The organism is Metabacillus sp. B2-18 (assembly GCF_021117275.1).
Taxonomy (GTDB): Bacteria; Bacillota; Bacilli; order Bacillales; family Bacillaceae; genus Metabacillus.
On sequence record NZ_CP088245.1, the window covers coordinates 1,902,587 to 1,919,852 of the forward strand.

A 17,266-nucleotide genomic window follows, 5' to 3' on the forward strand; every position below is an offset into this window, starting at 1 on the left:
GATATTTTACGTTGATTGTTCTTATTTTTATGATGTCAAAATATCCAAATGTATGAACCGAGGTTCGACAAATTGTGATAAAATATGAAGGAGTTTGTCAGAAGAATAGTCTTATTAATAACATTACAAAAAAATAACTTAAAAGAAAATAGTAAGGAGGATCACAATGTTCCTCAAACGATTGGATATTGTAGGATTCAAGTCCTTTGCTGAACGAGTAACTGTTGATTTTGTAAAAGGTGTTACAGCAGTAGTTGGACCTAATGGTAGTGGTAAAAGTAATATAACAGATGGAATAAGATGGGTATTAGGTGAACAATCAGCTAAGTCTCTTCGTGGAGCCAAAATGGAAGATATTATTTTTGCTGGAAGTGACTCTAGAAGAGGGCTGAATGTAGCGGAGGTAACCCTAACTTTAGATAATGATGACTCTTTCCTCCCAATTGATTATCACGAAGTTAGTGTAACACGTCGTGTATATCGTTCAGGGGAAAGTGAATTTTTTATTAATAAACAAAGTTGCCGTCTAAAAGACATTGTTGATTTATTTATGGATTCTGGTTTAGGTAAAGAAGCCTTTTCCATAATTAGTCAAGGGAAAGTCGAAGAAATTCTCAGCAGTAAATCTGAAGAACGTAGAACGATTTTTGAAGAGGCTGCTGGTGTTTTAAAATATAAGTCGCGTAAAAAGAAAGCAGAATATAAATTAGCTGAAACCCAAGAAAATTTAAATCGTGTTCAGGATATCCTTCATGAATTAGAAGGTCAGGTTGAACCTCTAAAAATACAGGCTTCAATCGCTAAAGATTATTTAGAGAAAAAAGAAGAATTAGAGAAAATTGAAGTAGCGCTTACGGTTTTCGAAGTAGAAGAGTTGCACGGGAAATACGAAGCTCTTTCAAAATCAGTAGAAGAGGGAAAAGACCGCGAATTAAAGCTTGCTGCAACAATGCAAAAACGTGAAGCCGATGTTGAACGAATGAAAGAGCATCTTAGTGCTTTGGATGATTCAATTGACGATCTACAACAAGTTCTCTTATTAACAAGTGAAGAACTGGAAAAACTAGAAGGTAGAAAAGAAGTCTTAAAAGAGCGAAAGAAAAATGCACATCAAAATAAAGCTCAGCTTGAAAGAACAATTGAAGAACTATCGGTTAAAATTTCTCAGTTAACTCATGAAAAGCAGGAACAAGAGAATCTATTAAATTCATATACAAATGAACTAGAAAAAATTAAAAGTGAACTGTCAGAAAAGCAAAAACTTGCCTCCACTTATGATCAAAATCTTGATGAAATGATTGAAGAATTAAAAAGTGAATATTTTGACCTACTAAATGAGCAAGCTTCATCACGTAACGAGATAAATTACTTAGAAGAGCAGCTTTCACAGCAAGAAAGAAAAAATACAAGACTGCTAGATTCTAATCAAAGATATGTGACTGAGCGTCAGGAAATCTTAGAAAAGAAGCTGAAAATTGAAGCAAATTATTCACTTATTGAAAAGCAATTATCAGACCAGATTAAAAGCTTTCGTGATACAACTGCGAAATTAGAAAACCTGAAGAATTCATATCAGAAAAAGGAGACAGCTCTTTATCAGGCTTATCAATTATTACAACAAACACGTTCGCGAAAAGAAGTTCTTGAATCAATGCAGGAGGACTATGCAGGCTTTTTCCAAGGAGTAAAAGAAATTCTAAAAGCGAAAGATGAGCTTGGAGGAATTCACGGTGCTGTTGCTGAATTAATTACAACAGATAAGGAATATGAAACAGCAATTGAAATTGCTTTAAGTAGTTCTATGCAGCATGTCGTTGTTCAAGATGAATCAGCAGCTAGAAAAGCTATACAATTTTTAAAGCAACATTCATTTGGACGAGCTACATTTTTGCCTCTATCAGTAATAAAGGAGCGTTCTATTAACCATCATGATTTAGCGTTGATTGAAAACCATCCTGCGTTTGTTGGGCTTGCGAAAAATCTTGTTAAGTATCAAGCTCAATTTCAATCAATTATTGGGAATTTATTAGGTACAGTCATTGTTACCTCTGACTTAAAGGGAGCAAATGATATTGCCAAGTTAATGAATTATCGCTATCGCTTAGTGACCCTTCAAGGTGATGTTGTGAATCCTGGGGGCTCGATGACAGGTGGTGCGGTAAAACAAAAGAACAATTCCTTACTGAGTAGACAACGTGAACTAGAACAAATTGTAGAAAAGTTATCTGTAATGGAGCAGAAGACTGAGGAGCTTGAAAAAGATGTTAAATCCTCAAAAGAATTAATTCAACAGCATGAAAAAACGCTAGAGGAGCTTCGTTCTAAAGGTGAAAACCTTCGATTAGAAGAGCAAAAAATCCGTGGTAACATACGAGAGATTGAATTGAATGAAAAAAATGTAAATGATCATTTGAAATTATATGATTCTGAGCGAGAAGCCTTTGAGTCTGAGAAAACAAGAATGATAGGTCGAAAAGATGAACTTCAGGTGAAATTAAAAGAGATTTCAACAAGTTTGGAAAAACTGGATAAAGAAATCGAAGAATTGTCTGTAAAGAAGACAACACAACAAACGTCTAAAGATGAACTGCAGAATCAACTTATTGAATTAAAGGTAGTACATGCAAGTAAGCAGCAAGTGTATGAGAATCAAAAAGAAAAAGTTGAACGTATAAAATTAGACTTACAAGAATCTCAACAAAAGCATAAAGATGCATCTGAAGATTATTCACTTCTTTCAAATGAGATGAGTTCAAGTTCTTCAGGTGAGGAAAAACTAGATGAAGCTGCTAATAAGAAGCTACAAGACAAAAACAAAACAGTTGAATTAATAGCTAGCAGACGTGAAGAGCGTCTTCAGTTACAAGAAAAGCTTGAACATGAAGAGCGGGAGCTAAAAGAATTAAAACGTCAGGATAAACAGCTTCAAGATATTTTAAAAGATGAGGAAGTAAAGTTAAATCGATTAGATGTTGAACTTGATAATCGATTAAATCATCTTCGAGAAGAATATTTCTTAACATTTGAAGGTGCTAAAGAAAAATATACTCTTGAAATAGAAGTTGATGAAGCGAGAAAACGTGTGAAGTTAATTAAACTTGCAATTGATGAACTTGGAACAGTAAACTTAGGAGCGATTGATGAATATGAACGTGTTTCTGAGAGATTTACGTTTTTAACAGAACAACGCGATGATTTATTAGAAGCAAAAGATACGCTATATCAAGTGATCGATGAGATGGATATCGAAATGAAAAGAAGGTTCGAACAAACATTTAATGCTATTCGTTCTCATTTTGAATCTGTTTTTCAGGCATTATTTGGTGGAGGACGGGCTGAGTTGAAACTAACTGATCCTAATGACCTTTTAAATACTGGTGTTGATATTGTGGCACAGCCTCCGGGGAAAAAACTTCAAAACCTTGGCTTGCTTTCTGGTGGAGAACGTGCCTTAACAGCTATTGCCTTACTGTTTTCTATTTTAAAGGTACGACCGGTTCCTTTTTGTGTACTAGATGAAGTGGAAGCGGCACTTGATGAAGCAAACGTACACCGATTCGCACAGTATTTAAAAAAATTCAGTCATGAAACACAATTTATTGTTATCACGCATCGGAAAGGTACTATGGAAGAGGCTGATGTATTATATGGCGTAACAATGCAGGAATCAGGTGTTTCTAAGCTTGTATCTGTTAGACTTGAAGAAACAAAGGAATTAGTGCAATCTTAGTGGAAAGGAAACGACAAAGATGAGCTTTTTTAAAAAATTAAAAGAAAAAATTACTCAACAAACAGATTCTGTTACTGAAAAATTCAAAGAGGGCTTAACAAAGACAAGAGATTCTTTTGCTGGTAAAATGAATGATCTTGTAGCTAGATATCGTAAAGTGGATGAAGAGTTTTTCGAAGAGCTTGAAGAATTACTCATTAGTGCCGATGTTGGTGTTGCTACTGTTATGGATTTAATTGATGAATTAAAGATGGAAGTGAAACGTCAAAATATCCAAGATACGAAAGAAGTTCAAGCTGTTATTTCTGAAAAGCTTGTTGAAATATATGAAGGTAGCGATCATGATGAGTCGCTCAATAAATTGGAATTACAAGCTGGAAGATTAAATGTCGTTTTATTTGTAGGTGTAAATGGAGTAGGGAAAACTACGACAATTGGCAAGCTAGCACATAAACTAAAAAGCGAAGGAAATTCTGTTTTATTGGCTGCTGGTGATACTTTTAGAGCAGGAGCTATTGAGCAGTTAGAAGTGTGGGGAGAGCGTGTAGGTGTTGATGTTATTAAACAATCGGAAGGTTCTGACCCTGCTGCGGTTATGTATGATGCTGTTCAGGCAGCTAAGGCACGTAATGTCGATGTTTTACTCTGTGATACAGCTGGAAGACTACAAAATAAAGTTAATCTGATGAAAGAGCTTGAGAAAGTTAAGCGTGTAATCGAACGTGAAATACCTGGAGCTCCTCATGAAGTATTGCTTGTACTAGACGCAACAACAGGTCAAAATGCTATGACACAAGCAAAACAATTTTCCCAAGCAACAGATGTATCAGGAATAGTTCTTACAAAATTAGACGGTACTGCAAAAGGTGGTATTGTGTTAGCGATTAAAGGAGAGCTTGATATCCCTGTGAAGTTTGTTGGTTTGGGAGAAAAAATGGATGATTTACAAGAGTTTAACACGGAACAATATGTTTATGGTCTTTTCTCAGGAATAATTGAAGCACAAGAAGAAGAGTAAATAATCATTATTAAAGCTATCAATTTCATTTATTGAGATTGTTAGCTTTTTTGTTTTATTCAACACAAAACGTGAGTAAGAATGTGCTTATACATCGTCGCTATCACAATTTTCATATACAATTACTTGACAAGAAAAAGCTTCCTATGTAGACTAATAAGTTGTAAAGGTAATTCACTTAACAAAGGGGTGAATCGGCATGATGCTTGAAAAAACGACGAGGCTTACGTATTTATTTGATTTCTATCAATCGTTGTTAACACCTAAGCAGAAAAGCTATATGTCGTTATACTATTTAGATGATTTCTCCCTTGGTGAAATTGCGGAAGAGTATGATGTGAGTAGACAAGCTGTTTACGATAACATTAAACGAACTGAAGCAATGCTGGAGCAATATGAAGAGAAGCTATTATTATTTCAAAAATTTCAAGAGAGACAAAAGTTAATGACAAAACTACGTGAATTTTCTCCTAACATTGAGAACAAAGCTATGTTTGATTCATTACTAAATGAACTTGAGAAATTAGATTAGGAGGCGGCATATTATGGCATTTGAAGGATTAGCCGACCGACTGCAGAATACGATGGCCAAAATTCGCGGCAAAGGGAAAGTATCTGAAGCAGATGTAAAAGAAATGATGCGTGAAGTACGCCTTGCTCTTTTAGAAGCGGATGTTAACTTCAAAGTCGTGAAGGACTTTATTAAGCGCGTTAGTGAGCGCGCTGTTGGTCAAGAAGTTATGAAAAGCTTAACTCCAGGCCAACAGGTCATTAAAGTGGTTAAAGACGAGCTGACTGAACTGATGGGTGGAGAGCAGAGTAAAATAGCTGTGTCCAACCGCCCGCCAACGGTTATTATGATGGTTGGTTTACAGGGTGCTGGTAAAACAACAACTACCGGTAAACTCGCAAATTTATTAAGAAAAAAGCATAACCGTAAGCCGTTACTTGTTGCTGCTGATATTTACCGTCCTGCGGCGATAAAGCAGTTAGAGACATTAGGTAAACAATTGGATATGCCTGTTTTCTCATTAGGTGATCAAGTTAGTCCAGTTGAAATAGCAACAAAGGCATTAGCCCACGCAAAAGAAGAACATCATGATTACGTAATTATTGATACTGCAGGTCGTCTTCATATTGATGAAAATCTTATGGAAGAGCTTGAGCAGGTAAAAGAAATTGCGAAACCAGATGAAATTTTTCTTGTTGTTGATGCGATGACGGGTCAAGATGCGGTGAATGTTGCCAAAAGCTTTAATGAGCAGCTTGGGTTAACAGGGGTTGTTTTAACCAAACTTGACGGTGATACTCGTGGTGGAGCGGCACTTTCTATTCGGTCTGTTACTAATACACCTATTAAGTTTGTTGGGTTAGGTGAAAAGCTTGATGCTCTTGAGGCGTTTCATCCAGAACGGATGGCTTCAAGAATTTTAGGTATGGGTGATGTTTTAACACTTATTGAAAAGGCTCAAACAAATGTAGATGCTGAAAAAGCAAAAGAGTTAGAACAAAAAATGCGTACAGCATCCTTCACATTTGATGATTTCCTTGAGCAGCTTGGTCAGGTGCGCAATATGGGACCTTTAGAGGATCTAATTGGCATGTTGCCGGGGGCTAACAAGGTGAAGGGTTTGAAAAACCTTCAAGTTGACGAAAAGCAAATCAGTCATGTAGAAGCAATTATTAAGTCCATGACAAAAGCTGAAAAGATAAACCCTGAAATTATGAATGCTTCTCGAAAAAAGAGAATTGCAGTTGGTAGTGGTACATCCGTACAAGAGGTGAACCGACTATTAAAGCAATTTGAAGATATGAAAAAAATGATGAAGCAAATGACAAATATGTCAAAAGGAAAGAAAAAAGGCGGAATGAAGTTTCCGTTCATGTAATTCTATGATTTTAAGTCTCGTTTTTTAGAAAATATCATAGCAAAAAATAAGTTTTTTAAGGAAATTTTCTTCTGACAAGAAAAAAACCTTTACATCATATCACTTATTTGATAATATACTATCTTGTTGAAACATTTTCGGAGGTGCTTTATAAAATGGCAGTTAAAATTCGTTTAAAACGTATGGGAGCAAAAAAATCTCCTTTTTATCGTATTGTAGTAGCAGATTCTCGTTCACCACGTGATGGACGTTTCATTGAAGTTGTTGGGACATACAATCCAGTTGCTCAACCAGCAGAAGTGAAAATCAATGAAGAATTAGCATTAAAATGGATGTCAAACGGTGCTAAACCTTCTGACACAGTTCGTAACTTGTTCTCTAACGAAGGCATTATGGAAAAATTCCATAACGCAAAAAATAGCAAGTAATGACTGTTAAGATGAAAGAGTTAATCGAAGCAATTGTTAAACCACTTGTTGATTCTCCCGATTCTGTTGAGATAACTGAATTTGAACAGGAGCATCAAATAATTTATTGCCTTTCTGTTCATAAAGAAGATGTCGGCAAAGTCATTGGGAAACAAGGTCGTATAGCAAAAGCGATTCGAACTGTTGTGTATGCAGCAGGATCTAATTCATCTAAAAGAATCCAACTAGAAATTAATGACTAAAAAAGGGTGAGGAGGTTCCTCCCCTTTTTTTGTACGTAAAAAAAAATAGTAATAAATCAAATTAGAATATGAATGGTTTTTCAAAGTATTATGCTTGTAAATGGGAGGAACAATAATGAAGATACTCCACCAGGTTACAGTGAAGCAAATGATAACCGAAACAAGTAAGGAATTATTGATAAAACAATTTACACAGCGCAAAAAAAGCCTGAAACAGGAAATGGATCAATTATATTTTGAATATAAAAAACTAGAGAAAACGAGTAAACAGCTTGCTGGACCGTTCTTAAAAGAAATTGATAAAAGGCGGGAAAAGATTAAGCTAGTGGATTTTCAACTAGAACAAGTACATACATTACCAATTGGAAGCGAAATTAAAGATAAAGAAGTAGAAGCAATTGTCGAAGTAAATGTAGGAGACAATTGGGAAGAATTAATGAAAGAAAAAACGATTATCATTAGAGATGGAATCGTAGATCAAATACGCCTGAGGTGATTAATAGTATGACAGAAAAATGGTTTAATGTAGGGAAAATTGTAAATACACACGGAATTAGAGGAGAAGTTCGTGTTATTTCAAAAACAGACTTTGCTGAAGAAAGATATGAGCCAGGTAACACTCTTTATATATTTAAAGAAGGTTCTGATCAACCTATTGAAGTAGTTGTTGATAGCCATCGTGTTCATAAGAATTTTGATCTATTAACGTTTGAAGGAATGCCTTCAATTCAGGATGTTGAACAATTCAAAGGCTCACTACTTAAAGTGACAGAATCACAACTTTCTGAATTGGAAGAGGGTGAGTATTACTTTCACGAAATAATCGGTTGTAAAATGTTTACCGATGAAGGTGAAGAAATCGGGACAATTAGAGAAATATTAGCAACTGGTGCAAATGATGTATGGGTTGTACAAAGAAAGATAGGAAAAGACCTCCTAGTTCCTTATATTGAAGACATTGTTAAAGAGATTGATATCGTAGAGAAAAAAATTATTATAACACCTATGGAAGGGTTACTAGACTAATGAAGATCGATTTTTTAACACTTTTCCCAGAGATGTTTCATGGAGTCTTGAATGAATCTATCCTAAAGAAGGCACAGGAAAAGGAAGCTGTTCAGTTTAACGTGATTAACTTCAGACAATATTCCTCCAATAAGCATCAAAATGTCGATGACTATCCCTATGGTGGAGGTGCTGGAATGGTGTTAACTCCACAACCGATCTTTGATGCTGTAGAAGATATTCGTAGTAATGGGAATACTGAACCGAAAGTGATCTTGGTGTGCCCTCAGGGAGAACGTTTTACTCAGTCAAAAGCAGAACAATTAGCAAAAGAAGAACATCTTCTTTTTATCTGTGGTCATTATGAGGGGTATGATGAACGTATTAGGGAACATCTTGTAACAGAAGAGATCTCAATTGGGGATTTTGTTTTAACAGGTGGAGAACTCGCGTCAATGGTCATAACAGACAGTGTTGTAAGGCTTTTACCAGGAGTCTTAGGAAACGAAGATTCACCTGTACTAGACTCATACAGCTCAGGCTTACTAGAACATCCGCATTACACCCGTCCAGCAGATTTTAGAGGGTTACAAGTACCTGAAGTTCTTCTATCAGGGAACCATAAATTAATTGCAGAGTGGCGTGAAGAACAATCACTCCGTAGAACGTTTGAGAGACGTCCAGACCTGCTAAAATCATATCCTTTGACTGACAAGCAAAAAACCTTGATAAAAAAATGGGAAAATGAGAACTAGCTATTGCAGCCTAACAGTCTATATGTTATGATAAATCTCGTGACTTGCAGATGAAAAGTTTTTATTTAAACTATTTTCCTTTATGCAGTCTTTTATAACGATGTTCCGCTGCAATAAAAGTATTGGAATGAGCATCTGTTGGAAGGAGTTGAAAACGATGCAAAAATTAATTGAAGAAATCACAAAAGAACAATTAAAAACTGATCTACCTGCATTCCGTCCTGGTGATACTGTACGTGTACACGTAAGTATTGTTGAGGGTACTCGTGAGCGTATTCAGGTATTTGAAGGTGTTGTGATTAAGCGTCGTGGTGGTGGAATCAGTGAAACATTTACAGTTCGTAAGATTTCTTACGGTGTAGGTGTTGAGCGTACTTTCCCTGTACACACACCAAAGATCGCGAAGCTAGAAGTAATTCGTCGCGGTAAAGTTCGCCGTGCTAAACTTTACTACCTACGTCAATTACGTGGTAAAGCTGCGCGTATTAAAGAAATTCGATAAGATTGCTTAGTAGTCTACTAAGCCTCAAATATATGGGTCAGGTACACTGTCCGTATAGTTGAAAAGGAGCTTGTTACCTAACAAGCTCCTTTTTCAATAAAAAGGCTGTTTCATCACATGAACAGTAAACTCACCATACAAGTATAGTAATAAACAAATAATGGACATAATGATTGCTAGAAGCAGGTGAATTGAATGACCAAAAAGAAAAATGAACTTTTTGAATGGATAAAAGCATTGGCTATTGCCGTTCTTTTAGCAGCTATTATTAGGTATTTCTTATTTGCTCCTATTGTAGTTGATGGGTTCTCAATGATGCCAACTTTACATACACAAGATCGAATGATTGTTAATAAATTATCATACAAAATTGGAGAACCTGAACGTTTTGATATTGTGGTTTTTCATGCAACTTTAGAAAAAGACTATATAAAACGAGTAATAGGTTTACCGGGTGATAAAGTAGAATACAAAAACGATACGTTATACATTAACGGAGAAGCTTATGAAGAACCCTATCTGAATGAATATAAAGACGATTTAATTGACGGCCCGCTAACAGAACCTTTTGACCTCGATAGCATTATTGGGCAAGATACTGTACCAGAAGGTCATTTATTTGTCATGGGGGATAACAGAAGGCAAAGCAAGGATAGCAGACATATAGGAACAATACCGATAGAAGAGGTTATGGGTAAGGCAAGCTTAGTTTATTGGCCAGTATCAGATATACGGTTTGCTGAGTAATTTAAAGAAGGTGTTATGAAATGACGATACAATGGTTTCCAGGTCATATGGCAAAAGCGAGAAGACAGGTTACTGAAAAGATAAAACTTATTGACATTGTTTTTGAACTTGTAGATGCGAGAATTCCTATGTCTTCTAGAAATCCGATGATAGATGAAATTGTTTCATCTAAACCAAGAATAGTACTCTTGAACAAAGCTGACAAAGCTGATGATTCAATTACTAAGCAATGGATTGAATATTTTAAAGAACAAGATATACCCGCCATTGCTATAGACGCTCAATCTGGAACAGGATTAAAACAAATCACTGCATTGTCAAAAGTTCTTCTTAAAGAGAAATTTGATAAAATGGCTGCGAAGGGAATTAAACCTCGTGCCATACGTGCATTGATTATTGGTATCCCGAATGTTGGGAAATCCACTCTTATTAATAGACTCGCTAAAAGAAATATTACAAAAACTGGAGATCGTCCGGGAGTAACGACGGCACAACAATGGGTAAAGGTTGGAAATGAGCTAGAGCTTTTAGACACACCTGGTATCCTTTGGCCGAAGTTTGAAGATCAATTAGTAGGTCAAAAACTTGCAACAACAGGAGCAATCAAGGATGCTATTTTGAATCTGCAAGAAGTCACTGTTTTTGCATTAAACTTTATGAAAGAACATTATCCTAAAAGATTGTTAGAGCGCTATAATCTTAATGAAATTCCTGAAGAAATAGTCCCGCTATTTGATGAGATCGGGAAGAAACGGGGCTGTATGGTATCCGGGGGCTATATTGATTACGATAAAACATCTGAATTAATTTTAAGGGAAATAAGAACAGATAAGTTAGGGAAATTATCTTTTGAAATTCCTGCTGATTTTCAAGATGAATAAACCATTTTTAATCTGACCCGCATTTAATTATGACGGGTCTTTATTTATTTGAATTACGGCCGATATAATGATAAAGAATAATTTTAGATATTATACATATAAAAGACAAAACATGTGCACGAGGAGAACAAATAATGCCATTAACAACAAAAGAAGTTCAAAAAAAATTAGTGGAAATTACGGATATGCAAGATCCATTTCTTAAAGAGTGTCAAGCTGATACTAGAAAAGGAGTACAGCAACTCGTTGAAAGATGGTTTAAAAACTACGAACACGAGAAATTGTTACAGAAGCAATATTATGAAATGCTTAGTTATGAAAGAGCAGCAAAACAGGAGGGTTTTGAGTTTATTGCTGGAATCGATGAAGTTGGCAGAGGACCTCTGGCAGGACCTGTAGTTGCTGCAGCTGTCATTTTAAAAGAAGATTGCTATATCCCCGGCTTAACGGACTCTAAAAAGCTTTCTGAATCTATGAGAAATCACTACTATGATTTGATAAAGGAAAATGCTGAAGCTATAGGTATTGGCGTTATCTCACCAGATATAATTGATAAAGTTAATATTTACGAAGCTACAAAATTAGCGATGAAAAAAGCGATTGAGGAATTAGCTATTCAGCCAACTTATTTACTACTTGATGCGATGAAGTTAGATCTGCCAATTCAGCAGGAGTCTATCGTTAAAGGAGATTCAAAAAGTGTCTCTATTGCTGCAAGTTCAGTAATTGCTAAGGTAACACGAGATAAAATGATGGTCGATCTTTCTAGTAAATATCCACAGTATGGATTTGAGCAACATATGGGATACGGGACAAAATTCCATCTAGATGCGCTAAAAGAGTTTGGGGTAACAGAACACCACCGTAGGAGTTTTGCGCCTGTAAAGGGATTGTGCAACGTCCTATAAGGCTATTGAAGTAGGATATGGTAAAGAAAAGAGGCATTTTGAGAAGGGAGGAATAGGCTAATGGTTTATCCACTTGCAATAAAAAATCTTATTCAGACTACTGTTGAACAAATGACTATGCCCCAAAACCAATTAACATTAAAAGAAAATCAAGTCGTAGTTGGACATGTTCTAAAGCTCTTTCCTGACCAAAAAGCTCTTATTCAAGTTGGGCAATCTAAGCTTGTTGCACAGCTTGAAGCACCAATTAATGCTTTACAAAATTATTGGTTCCGTGTTAAAGGATCTAATCAACAAGGTATTGAGCTGAGGATTATTAAATCAGTGGAAGCTGATAAACTATCAAAACAGGATGCTTCTGCAAAGGACTTTCTTTCATTATTTCAGCAGAAACCAACAAAGGATAATATACTACTTTCAAATGTTTTGTTAAAGGAAAATATACCAGTTACAAAGGAACAGCTAGTATCAGCAACTGAGATCGTAAAAAACACACCGAAAAGTTTAATTCCCCAAACAATTGAAGCTATTAAATTTGCCCTCAAGCAACACTATCAACTTTCGGAAAATGTTGTAAGTTCTCTAGTTCAAGCTAATTCTAAAATCCCTTTAGCTAAGCAAATGGATACACTTTTTCAGTCACTTCAACAAGTGGACCAGCCAAAAGACCAAGTCAACCAATTGCGTTCCATTTTGGCCAATGTTATACAAAAACCTGTTGAACAGATGGTGGAAAAACTTATTCAACCAGAGTTTATCAAGACTCTTTCAAATGTTGAACAAAAGGTCGTAAAGGGAATAAATCAAAATGATGCTCATCAAATGAGCGGATTAAAACAAGTAATAAAAGAAGTGTTTCAACAAACTAGTACTCCTTTACAGCCTATTCAACCAAAAGATCATGCTGTAATAAATCAGTTCAGTCAAAATGAAATAGATATTATTCAAAAAATAGTTAACAAGGTCCCGTTTTTTTCATCAAAAGAAGATGTTCTTTCTCTTTTCTTTCATCATAGAAATGAACAATTTGAATTGCAAAAGCTTAATATGAATTTGGAATCTGGAAATGCAAGAGAACTCCAAATACTTAAAGAAACATTACTAGCTGCTAGCAAGGAGCTAGAAGGGTCTGTTATAAAGGAACAAGTGGATCAGCTTACAAACCGTTTAAACGGACAAACTCTGCTTCAGCAAGACACTGGACCGACGACGCAATTTATTACACAAGTCCCGCTGTTTGCTTTAAATCAAACAGATTTAACAATTCAATGGAATGGGAAAAAACGTTCAGATGGAACAATCGATCCATCTTTTTGCCGAATTCTTTTTTACCTACAGCTTCCTAACCTGTCTGAAACAATGATTGATGTGCAAATTCAAAACAGAGTGATGACGATAACGCTTATTAATAATAATGAGCATTTAAAAGAACTTGTTTCATCTAGTAGTGAAGAGCTAAAAAAGGGCCTTCAGACTATGAATTATCAGGTGACTTCGGTTCAAGTAAAGCCATTTGAAGAAGAAAAGAAAATTGGTTCTAATACAAATTTTTCTGGTGTTAATACTTCTTATACAGGAGTTGACTTTAAAATATGATAAAAAAGGAAGAACCAACAAAAGCAATTGCCTTAAAATATGATCAAAATAAAGAAAATGCACCTAAAGTCATTGCAAAAGGAAAAGGACTGATTGCAAAAGAAATTCTTGAAACAGCAAAAGAAAATCATGTACACGTACATGAGGACCCGGCACTTGTGGAACTTCTGACAAAATTGGAAATTCATCAAAAAATACCTGAAGAGCTTTATGAAGCTGTTGCAGAAATATTCGCTTTTGTTTATACGTTAGATAAAAAGCTATCAACATAAGAGATAGAATAATATAGTGACTAACCTTAAGAGTTTAGGCTGTTTAATATATAGACTACCTACATTTCTTAGGGTTTTTAATGTTCAAAAAGTATTTATTTTACTTTTAATTTTTAAAAGTTTTATTGTAAAAAAATAAAAATTGACTTGAATTTTACTATTTTATGTGTAATTGTAGACAAGGTTCGAACTATTATATAAAATGAAAGCGCAGTCTAATTTTATATTGCAAATTGGTTAGGAGGATGGCTAATGAATATCCATGAGTACCAAGGGAAAGAACTCCTTCGCAAATACGGAGTATCTGTACCAAACGGACGAGTGGCTTTTTCTGTAGATGAAGCGGTAGAAGCTGCAAAAGAGCTTGGAACAGACGTAGTAGTGGTAAAAGCACAAATCCATGCAGGTGGACGCGGTAAAGCAGGCGGGGTAAAAGTTGCAAAAAACCTTGACGAAGCACGTACATATGCAGAAGAAATTCTAGGGAAAACACTTGTAACTCACCAAACAGGTCCAGAAGGTAAGGAAGTTAAACGTCTTCTAATTGAAGAAGGTTGTGACATTAAAAAAGAATACTACGTTGGTTTAGTACTAGATCGTGCTACATCTCGAGTAGTTTTAATGGCTTCTGAAGAAGGTGGAACTGAAATTGAAGAAGTGGCGGAAAAAACGCCAGAAAAAATCTTCAAAGAAGTGATTGATCCTGCGGTTGGACTTCAAGGCTATCAAGCTAGAAGAATTGCATTCAACATTAATATTCCTAAAGAGTTAGTTGGTAAAACAGTTAAATTTATGATGGGATTATATCAAGTATTTGTTGAAAAGGATTGCTCAATTGCAGAAATCAATCCATTAGTTATCACTGGTGATGGCAACGTAATGGCTCTTGACGCAAAATTAAACTTTGATTCAAATGCATTATATCGCCATAAAGATATTGTAGAATATCGTGATTTGGAAGAAGAAGATCCAAAAGAAATCGAAGCATCTAAATATGACTTAAGTTATATCTCATTAGACGGTAACATCGGCTGTATGGTAAATGGCGCTGGTCTTGCAATGTCAACAATGGATATTATTAAGTATTATGGCGGCGAACCTGCAAACTTCCTTGATGTTGGGGGCGGTGCAACTGCAGAAAAAGTTACAGAAGCATTCAAAATTATTCTTTCTGATAAAAATGTTAAAGGAATTTTCGTTAATATCTTCGGTGGAATCATGAAATGTGATGTTATCGCAGAGGGTGTAGTTGAAGCTACGAAACAAGTTGGCTTAGAGATTCCTTTAGTTGTACGTCTTGAAGGTACAAATGTTGAATTAGGTAAGAAAATTTTAAATGAATCTGGATTAAATATTACTTCTGCAGAGTCTATGGCTGACGGCGCACAAAAAATAGTTTCATTAGTGAAGTAAGAAAGGCAGGGGACAAACATGAGTGTATTTATTAATAAAGATACGAAAGTAATCGTACAAGGTATCACTGGTTCTACAGCGTTATTTCATACAAAACAAATGCTTGAGTATGGCACAAATATCGTTGGTGGGGTTACACCTGGTAAAGGTGGAACAGAAGTAGAAGGTGTACCTGTTTTCAATACAGTTCAAGAAGCAGTTCAAGCGACTGGTGCAAACGCGTCTGTTATTTATGTACCTGCTCCTTTCGCAGCTGATGCAATTATGGAAGGTGTAGACGCAGAATTAGATTTAGTTATTTGTATTACAGAGCATATTCCAGTTATGGATATGGTGAATGTTAAACGCTACATGGAAGGTAAGAAAACTCGCCTTGTAGGACCAAACTGCCCTGGTGTGATTACACCTGAGGAGTGCAAAATTGGAATTATGCCTGGCTATATTCATAAGAAGGGCCATGTTGGTGTTGTTTCACGTTCTGGTACTCTTACTTATGAAGCCGTTCATCAATTATCACAAGCTGGTATTGGTCAATCTACTGCTGTAGGTATCGGAGGGGATCCTGTTAACGGGACGAACTTTATCGATGTTCTCAAAGCTTTTAACGAAGATGAAGACACATATGCAGTTATCATGATTGGTGAGATCGGTGGTACAGCTGAAGAAGAAGCTGCTGAATGGGTTAAAGCAAATATGACAAAACCTGTTGTAGGCTTCATCGGTGGTCAAACAGCACCTCCTGGAAAACGTATGGGTCATGCTGGTGCGATTATTTCTGGTGGTAAAGGTACGGCTGAAGAAAAAATTAAAACAATGAATGCCTGTGGAATTAAAGTGGCTGACACTCCATCTGTTATGGGTGAAACACTTATTTCTGTTCTTGAAGAACAAGGTTTATTAGAAAAATGTAAAACACACTAAATAAATTAATAGTAGGAACAGGTTTTTAACCTGTTCCTATTAATCGTAGAAAAAACAGGAGGATTTTATGGACGATGTAACAAAAAAATTATTTTTGTTAGCTCATTGTAAGGAACTTAATAGTCAAATGATTTATAAATTACTAACAATAGATCCATCGTTGCAGATTTTTTTTCAACTAAAAGACGATGAATGGTTACATTATTTTAATGTGAAGAAACATAAAATAGATAACATAAAAACTGAGTATTTTTCTCACTCAGCTGAGCTCCTCATTAAAAAATATAATCAGCAAAATATTTCTTTCCTTCCCCTTTTTGATCCCAATTATCCTTATTTGTTAAAGCAAATTGCTGATCCGCCTCCATTTTTATTTTATAAAGGTAATATCACCCTTGCTTCTCGTAAAAATCTTATTAGTGTAGTAGGTACAAGATATCCGTCTGAATATGGTGTTAAAGCCCTTGAGCATGTGTTAAAACCTCTTATCCAAGAAAAATGGGTTATTGTAAGTGGTTTAGCTAAAGGAATCGATACTTTAGCACATGAAGCAGCACTAAACCATGGGGGTGAAACAATTGCCGTAATTGGTGGAGGATTAGAGCATATATATCCTAGGCAGAATCAAACGTTGGCAAACAAGCTAATGACTTCACATCTTATTCTTTCAGAACATTCTCCTTCGACATCACCTCAAAAATGGCATTTTCCTAAAAGAAATCGAATTATTAGTGGTATTTCTTTGGGGACACTTATTATCCAAGCTAAGCAAAGAAGTGGTTCACTAATAACTGCACATCAAGCATTGGAGCAAAACCGAGAAGTATTTGCCATACCAGGATCTATTTTTGATGAGTGTAGTATTGGTGGAAATGAACTAATACAAAACGGGGCAAAATTAGTACAACATGCATCACATATATTTGAAGAATTTCCTCAAGAAGTTGAAATGTAAATTC

At 35.6% G+C, this 17,266-nt stretch carries 18 protein-coding genes; all 18 read left to right on the top strand.

The window, feature by feature from the left end; genetic code table 11:
* Positions 1-166: 166 nt before the first annotated feature.
* The 18 genes from smc (at position 167) to dprA (ending at position 17,262) form a co-directional block, all read left to right on the top strand.
* Positions 167-3,730 carry a chromosome segregation protein SMC gene (gene smc / locus LPC09_RS09540; RefSeq protein ID WP_231309473.1) on the top strand — a complete coding sequence of 1,188 codons (3,564 nt, stop codon included), beginning with the start codon at positions 167-169 and terminating at the stop codon, positions 3,728-3,730.
* A 19-nt stretch (positions 3,731-3,749) separates the two neighbouring features.
* Positions 3,750-4,748: a signal recognition particle-docking protein FtsY gene (ftsY, locus tag LPC09_RS09545; RefSeq protein ID WP_098796267.1), complete on the top strand. Its 999-nt coding sequence runs from the start codon at positions 3,750-3,752 to the stop codon at positions 4,746-4,748.
* Positions 4,749-4,947: 199 nt separating this feature from the next.
* Complete coding sequence (locus LPC09_RS09550; protein WP_098796268.1) at positions 4,948-5,280, top strand: putative DNA-binding protein; 333 nt, start codon at positions 4,948-4,950, stop codon at positions 5,278-5,280.
* Positions 5,281-5,293: 13 nt separating this feature from the next.
* Positions 5,294-6,637 carry a signal recognition particle protein gene (gene ffh / locus LPC09_RS09555; RefSeq protein WP_098796269.1) on the top strand — a complete coding sequence of 448 codons (1,344 nt, stop codon included), beginning with the start codon at positions 5,294-5,296 and terminating at the stop codon, positions 6,635-6,637.
* A gap of 155 nt (positions 6,638-6,792) precedes the next feature.
* Positions 6,793-7,065, top strand: a complete 273-nt coding sequence (rpsP, locus tag LPC09_RS09560; protein ID WP_078434369.1) for a 30S ribosomal protein S16 — start codon at positions 6,793-6,795, stop codon at positions 7,063-7,065.
* Between the two features lie 11 nt (positions 7,066-7,076).
* The gene (locus LPC09_RS09565; RefSeq protein WP_098796376.1) at positions 7,077-7,307 is read left to right on the top strand and encodes a KH domain-containing protein; all 231 of its coding nucleotides are present in this window, start codon (positions 7,077-7,079) and stop codon (positions 7,305-7,307) included.
* A 115-nt stretch (positions 7,308-7,422) separates the two neighbouring features.
* Positions 7,423-7,803 (top strand): YlqD family protein, encoded by a 381-nt coding sequence (locus LPC09_RS09570; RefSeq protein ID WP_098796270.1) that lies wholly within the window; start codon positions 7,423-7,425, stop codon positions 7,801-7,803.
* Between the two features lie 8 nt (positions 7,804-7,811).
* On the top strand, positions 7,812-8,333 hold the full coding sequence (gene rimM / locus LPC09_RS09575; protein ID WP_098796271.1) for a ribosome maturation factor RimM: 522 nt from the start codon (positions 7,812-7,814) through the stop codon (positions 8,331-8,333).
* Entirely contained in the window at positions 8,333-9,067 is a 735-nt protein-coding gene (trmD, locus tag LPC09_RS09580; protein ID WP_098796272.1) for a tRNA (guanosine(37)-N1)-methyltransferase TrmD, read from the top strand. The genes rimM and trmD overlap by 1 nt, the downstream gene beginning before the upstream one ends.
* 157 nt (positions 9,068-9,224) lie before the next feature.
* Positions 9,225-9,569, top strand: coding sequence for a 50S ribosomal protein L19 (gene rplS / locus LPC09_RS09585; protein ID WP_072580071.1), 345 nt, complete (start codon positions 9,225-9,227; stop codon positions 9,567-9,569).
* A 195-nt stretch (positions 9,570-9,764) separates the two neighbouring features.
* A complete protein-coding gene (lepB, locus tag LPC09_RS09590) occupies positions 9,765-10,316 on the top strand; it encodes a signal peptidase I (RefSeq protein ID WP_098796273.1) in 552 nt (183 codons plus the stop codon).
* A 20-nt stretch (positions 10,317-10,336) separates the two neighbouring features.
* Entirely contained in the window at positions 10,337-11,197 is an 861-nt protein-coding gene (gene ylqF, locus LPC09_RS09595) for a ribosome biogenesis GTPase YlqF (protein ID WP_098796274.1), read from the top strand.
* A 131-nt stretch (positions 11,198-11,328) separates the two neighbouring features.
* Entirely contained in the window at positions 11,329-12,105 is a 777-nt protein-coding gene (locus LPC09_RS09600) for a ribonuclease HII (RefSeq protein WP_098796275.1), read from the top strand.
* 60 nt (positions 12,106-12,165) lie between these two features.
* Positions 12,166-13,701 (top strand): hypothetical protein, encoded by a 1,536-nt coding sequence (locus LPC09_RS09605; RefSeq protein WP_098796276.1) that lies wholly within the window; start codon positions 12,166-12,168, stop codon positions 13,699-13,701.
* Positions 13,698-13,973, top strand: coding sequence for an EscU/YscU/HrcU family type III secretion system export apparatus switch protein (locus LPC09_RS09610; RefSeq protein WP_098796277.1), 276 nt, complete (start codon positions 13,698-13,700; stop codon positions 13,971-13,973). Before LPC09_RS09605 ends, LPC09_RS09610 begins: the two co-directional genes overlap by 4 nt.
* Positions 13,974-14,225: 252 nt before the next feature.
* A complete protein-coding gene (sucC, locus tag LPC09_RS09615) occupies positions 14,226-15,386 on the top strand; it encodes an ADP-forming succinate--CoA ligase subunit beta (protein ID WP_098796278.1) in 1,161 nt (386 codons plus the stop codon).
* 18 nt (positions 15,387-15,404) lie between these two features.
* Positions 15,405-16,307 carry a succinate--CoA ligase subunit alpha gene (sucD, locus tag LPC09_RS09620; protein WP_098796279.1) on the top strand — a complete coding sequence of 301 codons (903 nt, stop codon included), beginning with the start codon at positions 15,405-15,407 and terminating at the stop codon, positions 16,305-16,307.
* A 67-nt stretch (positions 16,308-16,374) separates the two neighbouring features.
* The gene (gene dprA, locus LPC09_RS09625) at positions 16,375-17,262 is read left to right on the top strand and encodes a DNA-processing protein DprA (RefSeq protein WP_098796280.1); all 888 of its coding nucleotides are present in this window, start codon (positions 16,375-16,377) and stop codon (positions 17,260-17,262) included.
* Positions 17,263-17,266: the final 4 nt, after the last annotated feature.